Source organism: Shewanella olleyana, from assembly GCF_023283825.1.
GTDB lineage: Bacteria > Pseudomonadota > Gammaproteobacteria > Enterobacterales > Shewanellaceae > Shewanella > Shewanella olleyana.
Genome location: NZ_JAKILD010000019.1, coordinates 60,454 through 80,730 on the forward strand (window position 1 = coordinate 60,454; position 20,277 = coordinate 80,730).

Consider the following 20,277-nt stretch of genomic DNA (forward strand, 5'->3'; position numbering starts at 1 on the left):
GCATAAAATTGCAGGTACATTCTTTTGATGTTCGTTTTGATAGGAGTATGGACGCTAGATAACTAAAGAAATGTCAACTCTGAAATTAGCTATAACTTATGGCTAATAGTTTTTGCATTATAATTCTGTTAAGTTTTCATAATAATTAGAGTTAGTGCTTATGTTTTCTTGTTTTAAGTCAAGCAGGTAAATAGATAAGTCGTCGATGTTCAATCGACTAAATGACCAAGGAACTATTGATGACCACACAGATAAACAGCGAACAAGTTATTCGCAGACTTTATCAAATCACCTGCGATCATAACAAAGGATTTGAGCATCAGGTCAATGAACTTATCCAGATGGGGCTAGAGCGATTTGGCTTAGATATTGGTATTTTCTCTAAAATAGAAGGCAGTAACTATTTCGTTCAGGACTGCATTACACCAAAAGATGTCCCAATGATGCCTGGTGATAGATTTGATTACGACGCCACATACTGCAGTATCACTTGTAGTGCTATGGCACCGGTTGCAATTGAACATGTTGGAAGTGATAAAAGGTTTGCGGTTCATCCAGCTTACAAAGCCTTTGGCTTAGAGTCTTATATTGGGGTTCCAATTCGATTAAATGATGAGCTATATGGCACTTTAAATTTTTCTAGTCCCACTCCTTTCTTCAGAAAGTTTCTTGATATTGATATTGACGCATTGCAGCTGATGGCTTCTTGGATAGAAGTAGAATTGATCCGTCGTGAGCAAGAAGCTGAGCTCAGAAAGTTAAATAACAAGCTCAAGTATCAAGCGAATTATGACAGCCTTACCAATATTCCCAATCGTAGAGGCATGCATAGAAAGCTTATAAAAGGAATGAATCACTTAAATCGCATGAGCGGGGAATGTACTCTTGCCATTTTAGATATCGACTATTTTAAGAAGTTAAATGATGTTTATGGTCATCAAAAAGGTGATGAAGCCTTAGTCGAGATCGCAAATAAAATTAACGACTCATTACGCGACTATGAATTTGTCGCGAGGTTAGGTGGTGAAGAGTTTATGATTTGGTTACCTGATACAAATAGCAAGGGTAGCTCAATAGTATTCAAACGGGTCATGAAATCAATCTCTGAAATCAAGGTAACTTCAGAGCCAATTACAGTATCTATAGGCTCATCTCATTATAAGTTTAGTGATAATAAACAAGTCAATTTAACAGAGTTAATCGATGACATGATGGGAAAAGCGGATAAGGCGCTTTATGAAGCAAAACAGCAGGGTAGAAACCAATTTAAGCATGCTGAACAATAAATTTAGCCCTAAAGCAATATAACCTAGTTAGTATTTTGAATATTGATTTTTGCCATTTTCTTTTGCTTGATACATGGCTGTATCGGCTTGTTTAGTAATGGCTTCTATCTGAAATTTAATTTTTTTATCCATTGGCAACTTTGAGTGAATGGAGTGAGAAATACCGATGCTGGCGCTGACATTTAAGGTTTGCTGTTTATATTCGTAGGGGTGGCTAATGGCAACACATAGGTTTTCAGCTACTTTTTCGATACTTGAAGTATCAGCGATATCATTAAGTATCACTGCAAATTCATCCCCACCTAAACGGCAAACAATATCTGAGTTTCGAACTACGTTTTTCATTCTTTGAGCAACTTCGATAAGAATGAAATCGCCAGCATCGTGACCCACATCATCATTAACTGCCTTAAATCCGTCTAAATCAATATAAAGTAAACCGAAAAAACGTGGTGGATTAGCACCTACGTTACCGTTATCCTTTACTTGTTTGAGATTGCTCTCTTGCTCTAAAAATAATTTATAGAGTTTGTCGTCAAAGAATGCCCGGTTAGCAAGCTTCGTCAGTGCGTCATAGTGTGCTTTATGGAATAGCTTTCGTTCACTTTCTTTATGGGCCAATATATCGCTAAGTAATCGTTTATTTTTGAACGTTAAAAACATCACTAATAACGCAATACCGATCGCTATTTGGATAGAAACCCTAATAGTTTGTTCTGCATTACTGATTTGTGTCGATAGGGCAAGGTTACTTTCATGGATCCTAAGTTGCTGTTTAGTCACCAAGGTTTCAAGTTCATGGGTAAGTTTTTTAAGCGTTGGAGTAATATTTTGTTTCATGAGTTGGCGGTCTGCGCGCCAATGATTACCTGCATGGATATTAATCGCTTTGACGAGCGCTTCTTGATAAGTGTTCATATCAAATTCAAACTCATCGAGTAAATCTTCTTGATCGGCATCCATTTCTTTGCGGTATTTCTCAAGGGACTCGTAAGATTGGTTTACACCTGTTTTAAATAAAGAGATTTCATCAATCGTACTGTCTTGTCTAAATGCAAGATAGTTCCTTACCTCACTGACTAACATGATCCAGTTAAATCTTAAATCTTCTATCAGAGGTAAAATGTTTGACTGCTTATTAGCGGATGTAGCAAGCAGTAGATCATTAACTATTTGGTTTACATTTATAGCAATGGGCTCAAGTTGCGCGGAAGCGATTCCAATGGCTGGCATATTTTTGTTGTTATTTTGCGCCAAATCTAACATTGCAAGGTTATGGGCAATAATTTGATCAACTAACACTCGAATTCGAGCTAATTGTTCAGAGTCATCCAACTCAGGGTTCATATTGGTAAGGTTAACCAGCTCAGTTAGCGTGCTATTGATATCCTCTACTTTTTGCCGATACAAAATCATATTGTAGTCATCTTTCTCGATGAGGTAGTTACCTAATACGCTTAAGCTATGATAAAAATGCGAGGTTAACTGCATCGCACGGAGCATTTTAGGTTGGTATTGCGAGGTAACTTTTGTGAGTTTTTCTTGAGTGGAGGAAAAGCTAACAAGTGATACCAGAGTGATAGAAAGCAATACAAGCACTAACACGATGGTCGCGGCAATGGCTTTTTGTTTAAGATTCAAACGGTGACGTATTTTCATCATTGATGACTTGTACCACTATAAAAGTTAGAAAATATAAAATCTCTTTCACTGACATTTTCATGGCAACTGGCACATTTTTGCTGCACTAATTTATCTGAACCTTTACCTTTAATAATTTGCTCACCGTTTTTAGAAAACTGCATATATTCCCAGTCGCCTCCTGCAGGATTAAATCCAATTTGACGTTTAATCATAACGGTAATGGATTCGGCGTCAGAAGGTTTGCCTTGTTTCATATGATAATTTTCTTTAATGAAAGTCGTGCCGGTGGGATACATTTTGTAAATCGGCTGGTTGTCTTCGTCTTCTGGATCGTCAAACCATGCACTGTACTGAAGAAAGTTATGTCGATAGACCTGTTCACCTTTATTGGTATAAATAACGACAAATTGTTCCCAGTGAAGGCCTGAATGCTCAAACCCTGTTAATCGGCGCCAATTAGACTGATAGTTTTCAGATTGAGGAACCAATGTATGATCAAAACCAAAAATATTGATTTGATAAGGGGAACCACTATTGCTGGTTTTCGCTTGTATAAATAACACAGGGAAAATGATCAATACCCCAATCGATAAAAGTGCAACTTTACATTTTTTCATAAGAGGCTACTTTTTAATTATGGTGATTTGGCCGCGAACTTTACCTTTTTTGGTAATGTCTGAAGACCAATCGGAACCTGATGAGATATCCAGAGTGATCAAGTCATACTTGGGAATAGCAAATAAGACTTGCTTAGCATCGTCAGGGATGTTGTTAATCACAAAAGTGTATTCCTGAGTGTCTTTACTAAATTCAATTATTTTATGAAATGGGGTATTAATAGAGGCTAAATAGGTGCGCATTTTAGGGTGGATTTTACAACCGACCCTGACAATACTATTGTCTTGCCAATCGACAGTGATTTCTTTTTTGCCGCCTGGTGTCATCAAGCCGACATCAAACTTAGCAGACTGACTTAAGTCATTGGCAAAAACATTATGCTCGACATTATCCGAGTTTTTAAATATGACTTTGTTACCTGAATTGACCACTGCCATTTTAGTGGTAAATTGTTTATCCAATTGATCTATTTCAGGACTAAATTCACTAACAGTTTGAGATGGTACGTAAGCTATCCCTACCATAGGGGGCTTTTTTATAAAGGAAATGGTACCGTTTATGCTGTCAGCGTTAACATAAGAACTTGACAGTAGAGTGGAGAATAACAACATGCTGAGACACGTTTTTGAAGGGGACATGCCCATATGGTTAATCCTTCTTTTGAATACTGGGGTCAGTCGTAAAATTGTTAGGGACAGACGGACGAGCGATAGAAATGGGTTGAGTCAATGCGGCTAAAAATGCGATTAAGTCTCTTATTTCTCCCTCTGTCAGGTTAAGTTCTTCCATCAGGTTATCTTTATTTGGGCCAGTTCCGCCGCCATCGTTGTAAAATCTAATCACTCCCTCTAAATCGGCAATAGAACCATCGTGCATATAAGGTGCTGTCAGACTGACGTTTCTAAGCCCTGGGGTTTTAAAGCGAAAATTCATCGAGTCGTCGTTGATAACAAAACCGCGACCTTTATCTGACCTGGCTATACCTAAACTGTGATAACTGCCGTCGGTGAGATTAGCACCATCATGACATTCAACGCATTTTGCCTTGCCTTCAAATAGCTTGAGCCCACTGACAGCTTCAGTGCTTATAGCGTTAGTGTCGCCTGCTAGGTATTGATCGAATGGGGAGTTAGAAGAAATGATACTTCTCATAAATGCTGCTATGGCGAGACTTACTAAGTGTGTATCAATATTATCTTGTTGAAATACGCGATTAAATTGTGTTTTATAAAATGGTGACAGTTCGATTCTTTCAAGCATTTGTTTCTGAGATAAATTCATTTCTGATGGGTCAAAAACAGGCATTAGCACTTGATGTTCTAAAGAAGGCGCTCTGCCATCCCAAAATAAGGAATGAGCCCAGGCGAGATTATACAAATGAGGAGTGTGTCTTGTGAGTGGTTTATCGTCATGGCCAATACTTAATTTGAGTCCATCCCCAAATCCATTATTTGGGTCATGGCAAGTGGCACAGGACATTTGATTGTTAGCTGATAAGATAGGGTCAAAGAACAATATTTTACCTAACTCAACTTCCATTTGATTAGGTGCTTCGTCTTCAGGGTATTCAATGTCGTCAATATCAGGCGTGGCGAGTGGCTCTGAAAAAACAGGAGAGAACGTTAATGCTAACGCTATAAGCGCGCATGCTTTTAGCCAACTTGATGGTGAGTTGATACCCTTAACGATTTGAACCTTGATAGCTTTATTTATAATTTGGCTCTCCAATGTCAACCAACTATGTGTTCTGCTTAATCAGTTATAGAACTGTATTCCTTTACATTTATGTCTGTTTCTAGTTTTAGAATACATAATTAATTTTATTCTAGTTCAAAATAATTATTTCGTGTGAAATTGATTTGATTTTGTTTATCTAAATTTTTGATATTCTAAAAGTGCTTGAGGAAGGAGTTATATTGAACGAATAAATCTAGCAGCTGGTGAATTTCATCCACCTTATATATAAAGTATGCGGGCAAGGTTATGGGTTAACGCTTGGCTGTGTTCGCTGAAACAATAAACAAACCATAACCAAGATTACCGATACCAACATCATAGCGGAAAAGGGCACAGCGGTTCCGGTGTAAAAGAAAGCCAATAATGGACCAGCTAACGAGCCAAAACCAAATCTAAGTGTTCCTATGACGGCAGTTGCCGTCCCTGTCTCTTTTTTAAATTTCATTAAAACAATCGCATCAGCATTCACTGACATTATCCCAAGACAACCCATTAATGGGATAAGCATCGCCACCGTGTAATGGTAACTGAGGTCGATTAGGTTGACGATAATCAATCCGGTTGCAGACAAGGTCGCAAAAACAGTTGCCACAAATAACATTCTGTTTGAACCGTAACGACCGACAATTCTTGAATTGACGATATTTGCCAACATTAATGCGCCGACATTGGTACTAAATAATATGGCAAATAGTGACTTATCAAGATTGAATACTTCCATATAAATGAAAGGTGATGCAGTGAGATAACAGAAAAATGCAAACGAAGTTAACACGCCGCAAGTGATATTAACTTTGACCCCTTGGCGACTTAAGACTGTTTTATATGACTTTAAAAATGACTGAGTGCTACGTGAGTCTTTTGCTTTGTCACTTGGCATTTTAAGTTTAAACAGCACAATCATTAATAGCACAATGGCATAGCAGCTTTGACTTATAAAAATTAATGGCCATTCGCCAAATTCTAAAATCAAGCTGCCTAACGTTGGGGCGAGTAACGGCGCCAACATCATAATTAAACTCACATATGACATGCCTTTAGCTGTGTTCTCACCGTATACCTCTTTGATATAACCAGGCACAACAACCGTTGCTGCAGCGCCGATAAATGCTTGAACAAATCGAAGTGCAAGAAACACTTCTATACTGCTACTAAAAGAGATAAATAAGCTAATAAGAGTAAAACCGCTCAAACCAAAAATGACTAATGGTCTACGTCCGAATCGATCTGCTAGTGGACCAAAAGTCAGCATACCTAATGCGTAGCCTGCTAAATAAATACTTAATGACTGCTGCACTGTGGTGACATGAGCATCATAAGTTAATGCAATAGCCGACATTGCAGGCAAGTACATATCAATTGCTAATGGCGTGATAGCAACAATGGCAGCCAGCATCGGAATTAACATGGCAAGATTTGGAGAGTTTTGTGCCGTAGCACCAGAATGAGTGTTAGAAGACGGGCTCACACTTACCTCAGTTATAGAAAAGAATGCAGAGAACAAGGAAAGGAACTTAAGAATATTCCATAAAAGATTTTAACATGTTTACAGCTCACAAAAGGGAATCAATGAAATAAAACTTGTATCAAAATCTTTACTTAAATGATTGAAAAAGAATGTAGCAATAGTTTAACAATAGCTTAATAAGAGTGTCGCTTGACTGTCATTGAACTTGGTTAGCTTACTTGAAATTTTTATAACAAGTACGCAACAGGATAATGATAATGAAAACCAAACTTTTACCACTAGCAGCTGTAGTTTCGATGATGTTTTTGGCTGGCTGTGATGGCGATGATGGAACTGATGGTGTGAATGGCGTCGACGGTATTAACGGCTCAAATGGCCTTACTTCTCTGCTTGCAACGAGTACGTTAGCGTCAGGTCATGCCATGTGTCCTTTTGGTGGTAAGCAAATCGATACCGGAATCGATGCTAATAGTAATGGTGTTCTTGATGCTGACGAGATTATTAGTGACCAAGCACAAGTTATCTGTAATACCTCACAAGGTGCATTATCTTTAGGGTTAGTTGGTCGTTATGAATCTGGTATCTTTGGTAAAAGTGCTGCAGAGATTGTCGATTATCATGCCGCTAGTCACCTCGCATATGTCGTCAACGCGCAAAGTGGTATGGTCGATGCGATTGACTTATCGACTCTGAGTACTGAATCCGCTGAAGATGCTGAGTCCAGTACTCTCAATAACCTGAGTAAGGCATTTAGTTTAGATGTAGCAACAGATGCTGAAATGTCAGGTTTAGGCAGCGTTAATAGTATTAGTATTTTTGATAACCTTTTAGCTGCAGCCGTTGAGCGTGAAGATGATGCAGGGAATGCAACTCAAGGTAATGGCATTATCGCTTTTTACCAACTTTCTGAGTCTGAAGCGCCAAGTTTCATTAAAGCGGTCACAGTTGGTGCTCTGCCTGATAATGTTGTCTTTACTCATGATGGTGCCAAAGTCATTGTTGCCAATGAAGGCGAACCAAATTCTTCTTACACTGTTGATCCTGAAGGGACTGTTGCAGTGATCAATATCCTTGATAGCATGCCAGCAGATACTGCGACCTTAATTACCTTTAACGAGTTTGATGCGGGTAATGCACGCCATGATGAGCTAAGTGATTTAATTAAGTTAAACGGACCTGGCGCATCGGTATCACAGGATTTAGAACCTGAATATGTTGCGGTATCTAAAGATAATCAATTTGCCTACGTTAGTTTGCAAGAAAACAATGCTATTGCAGTGATCAACCTTGAAGATAACTCGGTTGAAAGCATCAATGGGCTTGGACTTAAAGATTATGGAAAAGCAGGTAACGAAATTGATGCCAGCGACAAAGATGATGCGATTAATATTGCGGCTTACGAAGGCGTTTATGGTATGTATCAACCCGATACTATCGCCAGCTATCAGTGGCATGGTCAAGATTTCATTGTGACGGCTAACGAAGGTGACGCTAGAGATTATGATGGTTTTTCTGAAGAAGAACGTGCTGAAGATTTAATTTTAGACCCAAATCATCCTCAAATTTTAGCTGCTCAAGATAAAACTCAACTTGGTCGTTTGAAAATCACTACCAGTATGGGTGATGAAGATGGCGACGGCGATATGGATAAAATCGTCTCCTATGGAGCTCGTTCATTCTCTATCTGGAGCCATGACGGCCAACAAGTATTCGATAGTGGCAGTCAATTTGAACGTATTACAGCTGTGATTTTAGGCGATAACTTCAATAATCATAATGAAGAAAGCAAAGGCGACAGCCGCAGTGATGATAAAGGTCCTGAGCCAGAAGCACTTGCTATTGGCGAAATTGGTGACAAAAAATATGCCTTTATTGGTTTAGAGAGAACGGGCGGTTTTATGGTTTATGATATTACTAACCCTTTCAACGTCAGTTTTATTGATTATGTGATTAACCGTGATTTCGACATCGATTTTGAAATTGATGGAGATGATATTACCGGTCAACCAGAGTTAGCTGGCGATCTTGGGCCAGAAGGTATGAAGTTTATCAGCGCAGAGTCAAACCCTACAGGCATGCCATTATTAGTGATTGGTAACGAAGTGAGTGGGACAACGAGTGTGTACCAACTGACTTTTAATCAATAACGCTAGCGTTAAATGCTGACGGCATAGCGAGAATTAAACGGGTTGCTAAATTTATAGGGTATTTAGTCATCTGGTCATCTCGTTATCGTTAAACCGTCATATATACACGGTTTACTAGTATCGTTAGTTGCAGCTCCCAACTGCATATTGACGTAATATACTCAACGACAGCTTTTGCTGTGCAAAGCCAATATTGAAAAATATTGGCTTTTTATTTGGTTAAATTTTAAAGGCAAGATGGACTGATATAAGCACAGTGATAATTGAACTATCTTCAGAAGCTACTAATACAGTTATTGTTTTTCAGAATAAAAAGGTGATTTTATTCTGCTCTAGATCATGTATTCTGTCTTTATGTGAGCAAGTTAACGACTTAATTGGAGAAGTAAATGGCAGAAGTGAACAGTGACACTTGTTTAACAGGTGAACATGTCATTTTAGAGCCGCTGACACTTGAGCACGTGGCAGCATTAAGCTTGGCAGCATCAGATGGTAATTTATGGGAACTGTGGTTTACCACTGTGCCGCACCCTGATGATATGAAAGCGTATGTCGAAAAAGCCTTGGCTCAGGAAAGTCGAGGTGAAGCCTTAGCTTTTGTTGTGCGTGAAAAGACCTCAGGCGAGATTATTGGTTGTACTCGTATTTGTCATTGGGATCAACCTAACAGACGTTTAGAGATTGGCTATACATGGTATGCGAAAAGGGCGCAACGAACCGCTGTAAACACCGAAACAAAATTATTAATACTTGAATATGCTTTTGGCACCTTAGATGTGATGGCGGTAGAGTTTAGAACCCATTGGCATAATCAAGCTTCAAGACAAGCAATCATGCGTTTAGGCGCCAAACAAGATGGCGTATTAAGAAACCATAAATTACTTAAAGATGGCACTGTAAGAGACACTGTGGTGTATTCCATTATTGACACTGAATGGACCACAGTGAAAAAGCATTTAAAACATCGCTTAGATTATTATCAGCAGCAAAATACGACGGCCATCTTACATGCCGAAATTAATTACTAAATCATTAAGCATGATGGTTTAGATATTTAGCTTTTAGCTAAGTATAAAATGATAAAAACAATCAAGGATATTTCATGTTAAACAAAGGATTTAAATTAGCCGCAACAGTCGTTTTGCTAACAGCTTCCACGACTAGTTTTGCCCAAGACAAAGCAGAAGAAGCTTTTAGTAACGAGCTGGTGCAGTGCGCTGCGTATTATGAAATTGCATCTGGCGTGATCATGGGAATGGATGCGCCTCAAATGCAAGCCGTGGGTGGAAGACTTAAAGACTCAGGGCTTGAAGCTGAAAAGCTAGCGGGTCAGTACATGGCTGCTGACGAAGTAGAAGCCGCTGTAGCGACGGCGAAAGAGCAACAAATTGCTAGTTTAGGCGGTTCTAGTGGATTAGGCCCATTAATGGGTAAGTATAAAGATTTGTGTAAAAAGGTTGTGCTTGACCCTAAATCTCGTCTTGAGTATTGGGCAATGGTGACGATGTAGTGTGTAAGGTTTAAGCTAGAGTGTTGAGGGTTTATCTACCTATTTAAAATATAACTTGTTGATGATATTAGTAATGTTGGCGGCATTATTGTCAGCAAGTTTTATTTTAGTCCTAATTCAAACACTATTTTTTAGAACGTTTAATCCAAATTTTTGATTTAGCATTTAGCGTAAACCTCAAATATCGACATTATATTTGCTGGCTATTCTTTTTAATCTTCCTGAACGTCTTATTTCCTCAAACCATTGTTTAACATCACTGGCTGAGATAATAGCATCCGGCTTAATCAAAATACTGTGGGAATAAGATTGATCTAATCTGTCGGATATTAATAGTTGCGATCGCGCTTCAGGGTGTGTTTGCAGGTAGTGCATTAGGTATGAATATGTCACAGGTGCGATATCAGCTCGCCCTTTAATGACACTTTCAATCGATGCTTTATTAGTATGCACAAACTGAACATTGAAATTATTAGCAAGTTCATTGTCATCGGTATTCCAATCAGCAAATTGGTAGTGATAACCACTAACAAGACTCAGTGATTTCCCCGCGAACGATGAGAAGTAACGTTGATTTTTATTACTTCCCCTAAGGGTGATAAATACTTCACCATCTTTGATATCAAGTGGAATAAAAGTGGTATCAAAATTCTGCCAGCCCCATACTGGGCTCTCAAAAATCATCATATCAAAACGACCAATTTTATAAGCTTGATAGCGGTTGCCTATACTCGTGTTAACGAACTGGAAATTGACTTCTGACTGCAGTTCGTTAAATGCTGCGATTAAATCAATAGTAAAACCTTGGAACATTCCCCCTTCGGTAACATTCACATATGGCGCAAATAAATAACCTCCGACATTAACGACAGGTTTAGCTTGTACGGGATTGATTAACATTATGAGTGCGGCAATAGCAGAAAGAATTTTGTTCATATGCTCAAAGTAAGAAAGGTAAATGGCAAAAATGACACCAGACAAATAATTGACTAGTGTTAAAAATGTAACACTTTTGAATGAGTAAAAGAATACCCGTTTATGAAATAAGGTTATTGAATTATGACTATAATTTTTAATAGATTCAGAATTCGCCGTTTAAAACTAAAGCTAGATGTGTTGGAGGTTACGGTGCAGTTGGCAGGTTCTATGTTAAGGCAAAATTGATACAGAGATAAATTAGAGTAGGGCTAGTAACTGACGAAATGAGCATGTAATAAATTGAAAGTTATTTTCTGAAGGTTACAAATGTAAATGATGCCAGTCAGCTTTTTGCTTAAAAAAATTATAGCCCATTAACTGCTGGCATTTACATTGTAAGTTGAGGATGGGTGTTTATTTTTGTTGCCATTTACCAGCAGAGTTTTGAATGAAATGATTTTTGTCAGCAGCTGCAATGGCTTTTTTGGCGGCTCTATTGGCAACATCGGATGTCGACAGTTTATTTTTTTTAGCTATTTTTTGATAATGCTGTTTTCGTTTCGCATTAACCTCAGTCATAAGTTGTTTAGCTTCAGTATTATTGACGACTAAGCCGAGATATCCATTGGTTTGCTCGCCAACTAAACCCTGTGATTTGGCTTGCTGCAATGTTAATGCATAAGCATTAACCGATACTAATAGCCCAGTTAATAAGGCAATGATTGCTAGCTTCATAATGTGATCCCTATTAATTAAAATAACTCTTCATCTTCTAGTAAAATATCCAGTTCTTTATCGATTTTAATAATGATTTCATGCTCGATTTTAACATTGAGATTTATCTCAATGGGCTTATCAGGCGGGGCAATTTTTACCGTTGGCGAACAGGCAGTGATGAGCAAACTACCTGAACACAATAGTAATAAGTTATATATCGAATGAATTTTCACTGAGTTGTCCTTTTACTTCTCGAAATTTACTTCACGGAACGTTCAATATCATTTTGCAGTTGGTTGCCGATCTGCGTACTTTTGTACAACTGAAATAAGTTCTCTTCATGAGAATAGTTCAAATGTATAGGCCTTTCAATATCTTGGCTTTTACCTTTTACCTGTATTTTAAGGGAAGCATCGCCATTATCTTCCATGTCAAAACTACTACTCAATTGACTGTATTCAAGATGTTCTAGAGCCTGCACGACAAAGTCTAAATAGGGTTGAGTATTACGAATTTGCTCAAGAGCTGGATTGTTGGAGACTTGTATAAGCCCACCGGGTTGTCTAGCGGCTAAATGGCCGCCTTTTATTGTCACTTTACCATCGATTAATGTTGCTGGAAGCACGCCATCGAAAATACCATCTGCATAAACACCCACTTGGGGTTGCGCGGCTAACAATGCTTCTAAACTGATGCCGTTTAATACAAAGTAACCTTCAGATCTGTCATGTAATTTTAGATAAAATTCAGGCACGAGGAATTGACCATCTAATAAATCACCGCTAGCAGTTAAATTAACATCGGTATCACTAAGGCCGCTAATTTCTTGTAACCAATTTTTAGCGGGTAATTCATCATTTTTACCCAATGAGATGTTGGCTTTAAGATTGATGTTTTCAAGATTTACACCAACATAAGCATCAGCAATATTGAGTTCAGCTTGCTGACATAAAAGACGACTTTGACTATAGGTTGTTGGCTGACTACGAGTACTGTGAACTTGTTGCCAGTTGAATTGGCAGTTGGAGGTTAAGTTAGCATCATAAAAGAAGTTGTCATTGTATTGAGCATCCAATTGAGTAAGCTGCTGCTCAAATTTCATTTCAAATAAAGAGACACCTTGGCTCTCGTTGAGAGCGAACCCTGCATTTAGTTTATTGTGTCCTGATAGCGTTAGATTATCAGGTAACATTTGAGTTTGACCTAAGGTGTTTATCACCGACTGTAAATCTGTATCAACTTGCCATTGCCCCGCTAAAGAAACAGGGGTTTGTTGTTGAGGTAACCTGAGTAGGTGATAACTTGATAGCAATAGATCATCAAGCTGCCAAAGCTCTTTACCCGTTAATAACTGCTGCTGTAAACGAAGTTGCTGGTTGAGTGTGATTTCATCAAGGCGCAGCACTTTGTATCGACGTACCTTTGAACGATTGGGGATGAGCTTATCAATACGGATATTTTGTAACTTCCAATCCAGCTCCGTTTCGTTAGTCTGCGCGAGTAATTCTGAAAACAGTGTTTGATTTGATTGGTTTTCAGAATGATTAATTGCAACAGCGTTAATATCTGATGATGCAGCTTGAACGTTTGAATCTAGATTGACTGATAACTCTATAGCCTGTTGAGCTTTAACTTCGAATGTACCTAAAAAAACTTCAAAGCTTTCAGTTAAAAGAGCACTATCTTGATGGTTATTAAAGGAAAATGACTCAAAACCAAGCATAAAATCAGCAAGCATGAGCTCTGCTGATTGAATGATATTATTTGTACTCAACTCATAGCTGGTTTGAATGCTTGCAGGTTTTGTGAGTTGCCAATATAGGTTATCAAAAGATAATGATTTATGGGGTAATTGCAGCGTTAGCTGCTTTGTGTGTATTTCAGATTGCGGTAGTAAGGTAATCTTTGCTGATTGAGGAACTACAGATAAAGTTGCAAAAATATTAACTTCCGAATCATTAATTAAAATACTGTCATCAATTAAAATTTTATCATTATTGAAGGTATTGTTATCAATGACTTCATTATTAGCGTCTGACTTTTCTTTGTTCTGATGCGTCAGTAAATCAACTTTTTGCTCTTGTTTGAGGTTAAGGCTTAGTGCTGAATGTAATTGAAAGTTGCTAGCCTCGACAGAACCGAGGCCTTTAGATATAAGATCAGTTGGTAAGTTGTCTATTGAAAGTTCGTTAATGTTGAGTGTTGCTGAAACAGCCGGATGACTCGCACTTAAGCTTAAATCGGTATTAAGAACATTTGCCATAGATTGGTTATTAATTGGCATTTCAATCGTTAAGGGCTTATCTAAGGATAAAGTCCAATTGATTGGGTGAGTGAGTTCAGCTGCCAACGTCGTGGCTTGCCTATCTAATACAGTGAAATCAGATAAGTTAAATAAGTTGATTAATTCATCTAATTGCTGATGGTGAGTCTTAAGGTGCCAAATTATAGGTTGTAACTCAAAGGATAATTTAGCAGGGGAATTGTCTGTATCAGGGCTATAGTCTATAGCGAACTCAATTGGTGATTCTGGCGTAAAAGCAATACTTGGAATCAATGGGCTGCTAATTAAGGGATGGCTGATTAATGGACTGCTGATTAATGGACTGCTGATTAATGGACTGCTGATTATCGGCGACCTTGATGTTCTAGCTGTACTAGATGTATTAGCTGTCGTTGCGAGATTAGCTGTTCGAGAATCTACAACTGGCATAACCCTATGTTGACTTGTAATAGACCCACGAAGTAAATCGAGTGTTGTTTGGCTGCTCCATTTACCGTTAACTTCAATTTGTGATTCATCTAGATGTTGCACAAAACGCTCAAGTGCCGTCATGAACTCGGGTTTTTTAGTTAAGTGATCTGTTTTAGCACTCGTGTTCACATCATTCTGTTTGTTGGCTTGGCTTGAGTATTGTGTAAAAGCTAATTCCAATGCGCCATTAAACTCAGCTAATCCTACAAGAAGTGTCTCTATGTCAGTTTGATGGTTAAGAAGCCAATGTTCTTTGTCTAATGTTAAGTCAAACTTAAGGGCTTGTTGCTGCATTAAATGTAATGTCGCAGACAATTTTTTAGTCGCTCTTTGCTGTGTGATGTTTGAGTTTAGCTTCTCTTCAGATGAGGTATCAGCGAGTTGTAAGTATTGAGTTTGAATGATTGGAAAGGGGAATTTATCTTGCAATGCACTAGGCAGATAAACACTGATATTATCTAATGCTATCTGTGGTATGTGATTTATGCTTAAGCCCAGATTGTCAGAATTTTCGCCTTGCTCTTGTCTTTGTAAAAAACTCTCACCTAAGGTGACCTGAATATCTGCAATATGCAGTGCTTTTATATCCTCAATACTTAAAGACATACTTTTGATAGCACGATAACCATCAAATAAATCTAACTGAATATCCTTAAGCTCAATGATACTGTCTTGATAATGCATCTTAAGCCAAGGCAAAGATAATTGGTTAAGATCTGATAGTTTTAACTGGGTTAGATCTGTCAGCTTCACTTTCACATCTATTACTTCGACATTATAGGGTTCAGTTAATGAATTAATGAAGTTGAGTGCTAATGGTCTGAAGTTTTGTTGAAGCAGGACTAAGCCTATTGCGATTGTAAAAAAGCACAATAAAAGGAATCGCTTAACTGTAAAAATGCGGCCTGCCATTAGGGTATGTAGTCTTTAAGATATTGATTTATTGAGTTTAAGGAAGGATAGCATAGCTAAGCAGCGGTGGCTCTTTACATTTAATCTAATAAGTGAAATCAATAAAATAGGTGCCTAAGATTTAGTCTTAGACACACATGATTATTTTAATCGCTTTAGCCACGTATTTGTCGCTATTAGCGCCAGCGTATGTGTGTGGTCAAAGTGTGGCTTTCACCTGGCGCTAGTTGTACTTCATCTTCTAGTACATTTGCAGCTTCATGGCACACCATAGTGAGATAGTCATTGTCTTCAAAGCGAGATAAACGTTGTGACTTGTCAATCCATGGATTCCATAAAACCGCGGATTGACTGTTTTCGCGGCTGACTTCAATCGTGCCATTTGGAGTATGTAAAAGTTGCGTTCCACCTAAATCAGTATAAACGCGATCGGTTTCTCTGTTAAAACTGACTTCATCACTATCTTGTTGATAAGGCCCTTTTCCAAATTCAATATATTTTGCACCAGAAAACCCAGTAGCTTTTAATTGGTGTATGTCCTCGATTGGAAAATAGGTATGTAAAGCTTGAGTGAGGTTAACAGGGTAATCACAGTTATTTTTGTTAACGATGCTCACCGATAGGGTTTCCCCAAGGGTAAACAAGACACTAACTTCGGTGTCGTGTGGCCAAAACTGTTTATTATCTTCGGTGATCTTAAGTGTAAAAGTTAGATCCACTAATTGATTACGCATTTTCACTGAGGCGAGTGACCAGATACTGGTTCTCGCAAACCCATGTTGAGGAAAACCTTCAACTGCGCTTGCACCAAACCATGGCCAACAAACTGGGATCCCGCCACGAATGCCATTACCTGGTTGGTAATCATCGGCATCAGATACCCACAATAATGGTGAATTATTTGCTGGTTTAAAGTAATCAATTTGCGCGCCTTGTAGAAAAATACTGGCTTGGCATAAATCAGTATTTACTTCGACATAATCTAAACCGTTTGGGTGTTTTTTAGTGGTAACCGAACCCATAATGCGTTTTCCTTATGTGTAATGAGATATTTAAATCTAGCTATTAGCTTACAAATTTTTGCATGATATTTTAAGTGATTTACTCTTTGTTATTACGGTTTGAGTGTTTGATAAATAACATAAACTGATTAGACTCAAATCGATTAACTTAGCTGGATTAAACTCAGTTCGCTAATTTCGGTATCAGTTCGTTAATTTCGGCTAAAGTGCAGCAAACGATTATTGGCCGGCATTTCGATATCGGCTTGCAGTATTAACCCTTGTTGTTCAGCGAGTGCAGTGATCCATTCGATATCTCGAATTCCACTTTCAGGGTTGTTTTGTTTTAACCACTCATCAAATGATGCGTTGCTCTCACTGCTGAACTCACCTTGATAATTAAAAGGGCCATAAATTGCGACTTGTGAAGTCTTAATAAGAGACTGGCCAATACCTGTAAAAAAGGCTTCTACCATTGATTTGCTCATGATGTGTAATGTATTGGCAGTGAAAATGCTATCAAGGTCAGGGGATATCATCTGAGTTGGCCAATTCAGTGTGACATCAAGACCAAATGCAGGTAATAAGTTAGGGATACCTAAAAGTTCAATACGGGCATTTAAGTGAGTTAAATAACTGTTTTGGTCGCTTGCTTGCCAAGTAACATGTGGAAGGTTTTCAGCAAAGTGGACACTATGTTGTCCAGTGCCGCTGCCTATTTCTAATACTTGTTGGCTATTAGCAAAAATACGTTTTAGCTCAACAAGTATCGGTCCTTTATTATTTTCACAGGCTTGTGAAAACGGCAATTGTGAAGCATGACTTAAGATAGGTCTACCTTTTCCATTTCAAGTTGCTGTAATGCAATAACAGCTTGAGTACGATTTCTTACTCCAAGCTTACGAAATATAGCAGTCGCATGAGCTTTAATGGTGGCTTCTGACACACCAAAATCATAGGCGATTTGCTTGTTAAGCAAACCTTCAGCAAACATTTGTAATACGCGGTATTGCTGCGGTGTTAAGTCTGACAGCTTATTTGCCATCTGACTTGTTGGATCGTCATTGACTTCGAGGATCTCAGTTCCTTCTGGTAACCAAATATCGCCGTACAATACAGCATCAAGTGCTTGCTTAAGGGTATCCATTGAAGCTGATTTGGGAATAAAGCCAGAGCTTCCGTAATGAATAGCGCGACTAATCGTTTGAATATCTTCGTGAGCTGAAATAACCACAACGGGTATATCAGGGTAGTGACCACGAAGATGAATCAATGTTGAATAGCCATGAGAACCTGGCATTTGAAGATCAAGTAAAATTAAATCAAGATCTGTCGCTTTTTCATCGAGAATTGTTTGTAGTGCTTCTGCACTGTCAGCTTCAAACCAATTAGTGCCTTGAAAAGCATTATTTAATGCTTGTCTCAATGCATTTCTAAATAAGGGATGGTCGTCTGCAATAATAATATTTAAGTTTTGTAGCTTCATGGCTTTTTAGTTGTCTTGGTTGCACGTGAAGGTAATTTTAATGTAACAGATAACTTGGTTATCGATCTACGATTAAAGTGCAAGAGTATAACGAAAACAGTTAATTAATATTGTAGCTTAGACTTTGGTCTAATGCGGCTGCTCTTTTGGGCAAAAGCTAAAACAATTAATTGCTTGCTGAAACCAAAGCGGAGTGTTAATTGGTTGGTTTTATAAACAATAGGCTATAAAACTGGAAAGAATCTCGCTTTCCAGCAGGTCTAAAATTAGCAGGGTTTGATGTTTTGCTGTTTAAAAAGAAAAATATCAGCTTAAACTTCAGTGTTTACTGGCCAAACAGGGATAGGGTTTCTTTGCTCATCGACAGCAACGAATGTGAAAACACCTCTTATGGCATGTTCACGTAAGTCTTGGTACATGTCTTCTACAAAAATATTTACTTCTACTTTTAAAGAAGTATTACCAACATGGATCACCCGCGCCACTAGTTCTGCAAGACTTCCTGCTGGAATTGCTTTTTTAAAATCAATTCTATCAGAACTAACGGTGACTAAAGCCTTACGGCAAAAGCGAGTTGCTGCGATAAAGGCTGTTTCATCCATCCAAGCTAATGCATCACCGCCGAATAAGGTGTTGTGATGGTTAGTGTTTGAAGGAAAAATAGCTTTAATGACTTTAGCCTCAGAATGGTCAATTCTGTCGCTAATTTCTTTTGGTAATGTTGGATTATTTTCTGGTGAAACGTTATTAGTAAAGGGCATTCAACTACCTAATATTCTTCTAAGTACTTCTAGCTGGATGCAGGATTATACGGAGGTGGCTTTAAAATAGGTAGCGCTAATATGATTGTTCTATGTTGCAGGCTATTATAATATCCTCGATATGACTTGTGTCGTGTTACCTATTGCTTACATTACACTGAGGTAGGTTTTGATTAAACAAAGTATTTAAAGAAGGGGAAATGCAGGCAGTAATTAATAGAACTTTTACAAATACTTCAATAATGCAGTACTAAGGTGCTCATATCACCATCTTTACTTGTCAGTATATATACACGACCAAACTCTGACTTTTCATTAATTTCTGTTCCAGCATCTCCACCAAGAAGACTAACGAGTTCTGGCGTTGTATTACTATGGCCTACAATCAAACTATGTGAGTGCGGGCTGGATTTCAGTTTTTCTGCAAAAGAGCTGAGTTGGCTAGGGTTGTAATCAGTGATGTTTACAGCGACTAACTCTGAAGTTGGAAGGGCGGTTAATTGAGTTCTTTGATAATTAGTGCTGTATATGGCCGTTAACGGAACAGATGAAAGCATATTCGCAAGTCGGTTAGCTCTTTGTGTTCCATCTTGCGTTAGTATTGGATCTTTACCTGTTTGTTTTTCTGCATGGCGGACTAAAATAAAAGTTTTGTTTTGATTGTTTACGCTTTGGTTATCAGTGCTGTGATTTTCAGAGAGATTATTAATAGAGTGATTATTAAGAGTCTGATTTGAAGAGTTCGGTTTCTCTGCTGCGATAAGTCCACTGCTGAACATCATTACACTTAATACGGCCAGTAAACCGAAGGTCATAAGTAATCCAGTAACGTACCTTCGTTGCATTTGTTTTTTATAGTTTGTATCCACGTTATCTCCCTCAAATTTTCTTTTTATTCTCTTTATTTTCAAAGCTTTTCTTATTAACGATACAACACAGAAGGAATCCTTCCATTATCGATTTTTTATGCAGTGTGATGGTATCGATTTTTGATACAAAACAAGTCGAGTGATGGCTATTTATTATTGTTAGTTGACTTAATTTCGCGTAAAAAATTAACGTTTAAGTAACACTTTATAGTTTAAGACCATATCTGTAAGTTGACGTGTTAGTCAACTTTTTAGCGTGATTGGTTGATTCGTGAGCATGGGAAGTATTAAGGAATTAAGGTTAATGTAGGCATTTGGACATTTATTTTATGCCTGACATCCAATGGAGCAATGTCGTTGGCTGAAAGTTGTAGCTACCTGCCAAGGAATTGATTGTTTTTTATAGTTAACTCATTACGAGTTAACTATTTATGATTTCGATATTAGC

Annotated in this window: 18 protein-coding genes; 4 read left to right on the forward strand and 14 right to left on the reverse strand. The window is 38.1% G+C overall.

Going from position 1 to position 20,277, the window contains the following annotated elements:
* Positions 1 to 239: 239 nt before the first annotated feature.
* Complete coding sequence (locus L2735_RS14195) at positions 240 to 1,286, forward strand: sensor domain-containing diguanylate cyclase (RefSeq protein WP_248985339.1); 1,047 nt, start codon at positions 240 to 242, stop codon at positions 1,284 to 1,286.
* 27 nt (positions 1,287 to 1,313) lie between these two features.
* Here L2735_RS14195 and L2735_RS14200 read toward each other — a convergent pair whose 3' ends face one another.
* The 5 genes from L2735_RS14200 to L2735_RS14220 all read right to left on the reverse strand — a co-directional run bounded on the left by L2735_RS14200 (position 1,314) and on the right by L2735_RS14220 (position 6,693).
* Positions 1,314 to 2,948, reverse strand: a complete 1,635-nt coding sequence (locus L2735_RS14200) for a GGDEF domain-containing protein (protein ID WP_248985340.1) — start codon at positions 2,946 to 2,948, stop codon at positions 1,314 to 1,316.
* The gene (locus tag L2735_RS14205; protein ID WP_248985341.1) at positions 2,945 to 3,547 is read right to left on the reverse strand and encodes a cytochrome P460 family protein; all 603 of its coding nucleotides are present in this window, start codon (positions 3,545 to 3,547) and stop codon (positions 2,945 to 2,947) included. Before L2735_RS14205 ends, L2735_RS14200 begins: the two co-directional genes overlap by 4 nt.
* Positions 3,548 to 3,553: 6 nt before the next feature.
* On the reverse strand, positions 3,554 to 4,072 hold the full coding sequence (locus L2735_RS14210; protein ID WP_248985342.1) for a cupredoxin domain-containing protein: 519 nt from the start codon (positions 4,070 to 4,072) through the stop codon (positions 3,554 to 3,556).
* 124 nt (positions 4,073 to 4,196) lie between these two features.
* Positions 4,197 to 5,276 carry a cytochrome-c peroxidase gene (locus L2735_RS14215; RefSeq protein ID WP_248985343.1) on the reverse strand — a complete coding sequence of 360 codons (1,080 nt, stop codon included), beginning with the start codon at positions 5,274 to 5,276 and terminating at the stop codon, positions 4,197 to 4,199.
* 253 nt (positions 5,277 to 5,529) lie between these two features.
* Entirely contained in the window at positions 5,530 to 6,693 is a 1,164-nt protein-coding gene (locus tag L2735_RS14220; protein ID WP_248985376.1) for a multidrug effflux MFS transporter, read from the reverse strand.
* Positions 6,694 to 7,010: 317 nt separating this feature from the next.
* On the opposite strand from L2735_RS14220, the gene L2735_RS14225 reads away from it, so the two are divergent.
* From L2735_RS14225 to L2735_RS14235, 3 genes are all read left to right on the forward strand, one after another.
* Positions 7,011 to 8,900, forward strand: coding sequence for a choice-of-anchor I family protein (locus L2735_RS14225; protein ID WP_248985344.1), 1,890 nt, complete (start codon positions 7,011 to 7,013; stop codon positions 8,898 to 8,900).
* 389 nt (positions 8,901 to 9,289) lie between these two features.
* On the forward strand, positions 9,290 to 9,928 hold the full coding sequence (locus L2735_RS14230; RefSeq protein WP_248985345.1) for a GNAT family N-acetyltransferase: 639 nt from the start codon (positions 9,290 to 9,292) through the stop codon (positions 9,926 to 9,928).
* A 74-nt stretch (positions 9,929 to 10,002) separates the two neighbouring features.
* The gene (locus tag L2735_RS14235; RefSeq protein ID WP_248985346.1) at positions 10,003 to 10,410 is read left to right on the forward strand and encodes a hypothetical protein; all 408 of its coding nucleotides are present in this window, start codon (positions 10,003 to 10,005) and stop codon (positions 10,408 to 10,410) included.
* Positions 10,411 to 10,587: 177 nt separating this feature from the next.
* On the opposite strand, the gene L2735_RS14240 is transcribed toward L2735_RS14235, so the two are convergent.
* From L2735_RS14240 to L2735_RS14280, 9 genes are all read right to left on the reverse strand, one after another.
* Complete coding sequence (locus L2735_RS14240; protein WP_248985347.1) at positions 10,588 to 11,346, reverse strand: transporter substrate-binding domain-containing protein; 759 nt, start codon at positions 11,344 to 11,346, stop codon at positions 10,588 to 10,590.
* Positions 11,347 to 11,742: 396 nt separating this feature from the next.
* Positions 11,743 to 12,063 carry a YdbL family probable chaperone protein gene (locus tag L2735_RS14245; RefSeq protein WP_248985348.1) on the reverse strand — a complete coding sequence of 107 codons (321 nt, stop codon included), beginning with the start codon at positions 12,061 to 12,063 and terminating at the stop codon, positions 11,743 to 11,745.
* A gap of 17 nt (positions 12,064 to 12,080) precedes the next feature.
* Positions 12,081 to 12,263: a YnbE family lipoprotein gene (locus tag L2735_RS14250; protein ID WP_248985377.1), complete on the reverse strand. Its 183-nt coding sequence runs from the start codon at positions 12,261 to 12,263 to the stop codon at positions 12,081 to 12,083.
* Positions 12,264 to 12,304: 41 nt separating this feature from the next.
* Positions 12,305 to 15,559: an intermembrane phospholipid transport YdbH family protein gene (locus tag L2735_RS20125; RefSeq protein ID WP_248985349.1), complete on the reverse strand. Its 3,255-nt coding sequence runs from the start codon at positions 15,557 to 15,559 to the stop codon at positions 12,305 to 12,307.
* 329 nt (positions 15,560 to 15,888) lie between these two features.
* Positions 15,889 to 16,734 carry a D-hexose-6-phosphate mutarotase gene (locus tag L2735_RS14260; protein WP_248985350.1) on the reverse strand — a complete coding sequence of 282 codons (846 nt, stop codon included), beginning with the start codon at positions 16,732 to 16,734 and terminating at the stop codon, positions 15,889 to 15,891.
* Between the two features lie 191 nt (positions 16,735 to 16,925).
* Complete coding sequence (locus L2735_RS14265) at positions 16,926 to 17,522, reverse strand: DUF938 domain-containing protein (protein WP_248985351.1); 597 nt, start codon at positions 17,520 to 17,522, stop codon at positions 16,926 to 16,928.
* Positions 17,523 to 17,536: 14 nt separating this feature from the next.
* Positions 17,537 to 18,199 (reverse strand): response regulator transcription factor, encoded by a 663-nt coding sequence (locus L2735_RS14270; protein WP_248985352.1) that lies wholly within the window; start codon positions 18,197 to 18,199, stop codon positions 17,537 to 17,539.
* A 311-nt stretch (positions 18,200 to 18,510) separates the two neighbouring features.
* Positions 18,511 to 18,960: an acyl-CoA thioesterase gene (locus L2735_RS14275; RefSeq protein ID WP_248985353.1), complete on the reverse strand. Its 450-nt coding sequence runs from the start codon at positions 18,958 to 18,960 to the stop codon at positions 18,511 to 18,513.
* Positions 18,961 to 19,196: 236 nt separating this feature from the next.
* Positions 19,197 to 19,829, reverse strand: coding sequence for a histidine phosphatase family protein (locus tag L2735_RS14280; RefSeq protein WP_248985354.1), 633 nt, complete (start codon positions 19,827 to 19,829; stop codon positions 19,197 to 19,199).
* Positions 19,830 to 20,277: the final 448 nt, after the last annotated feature.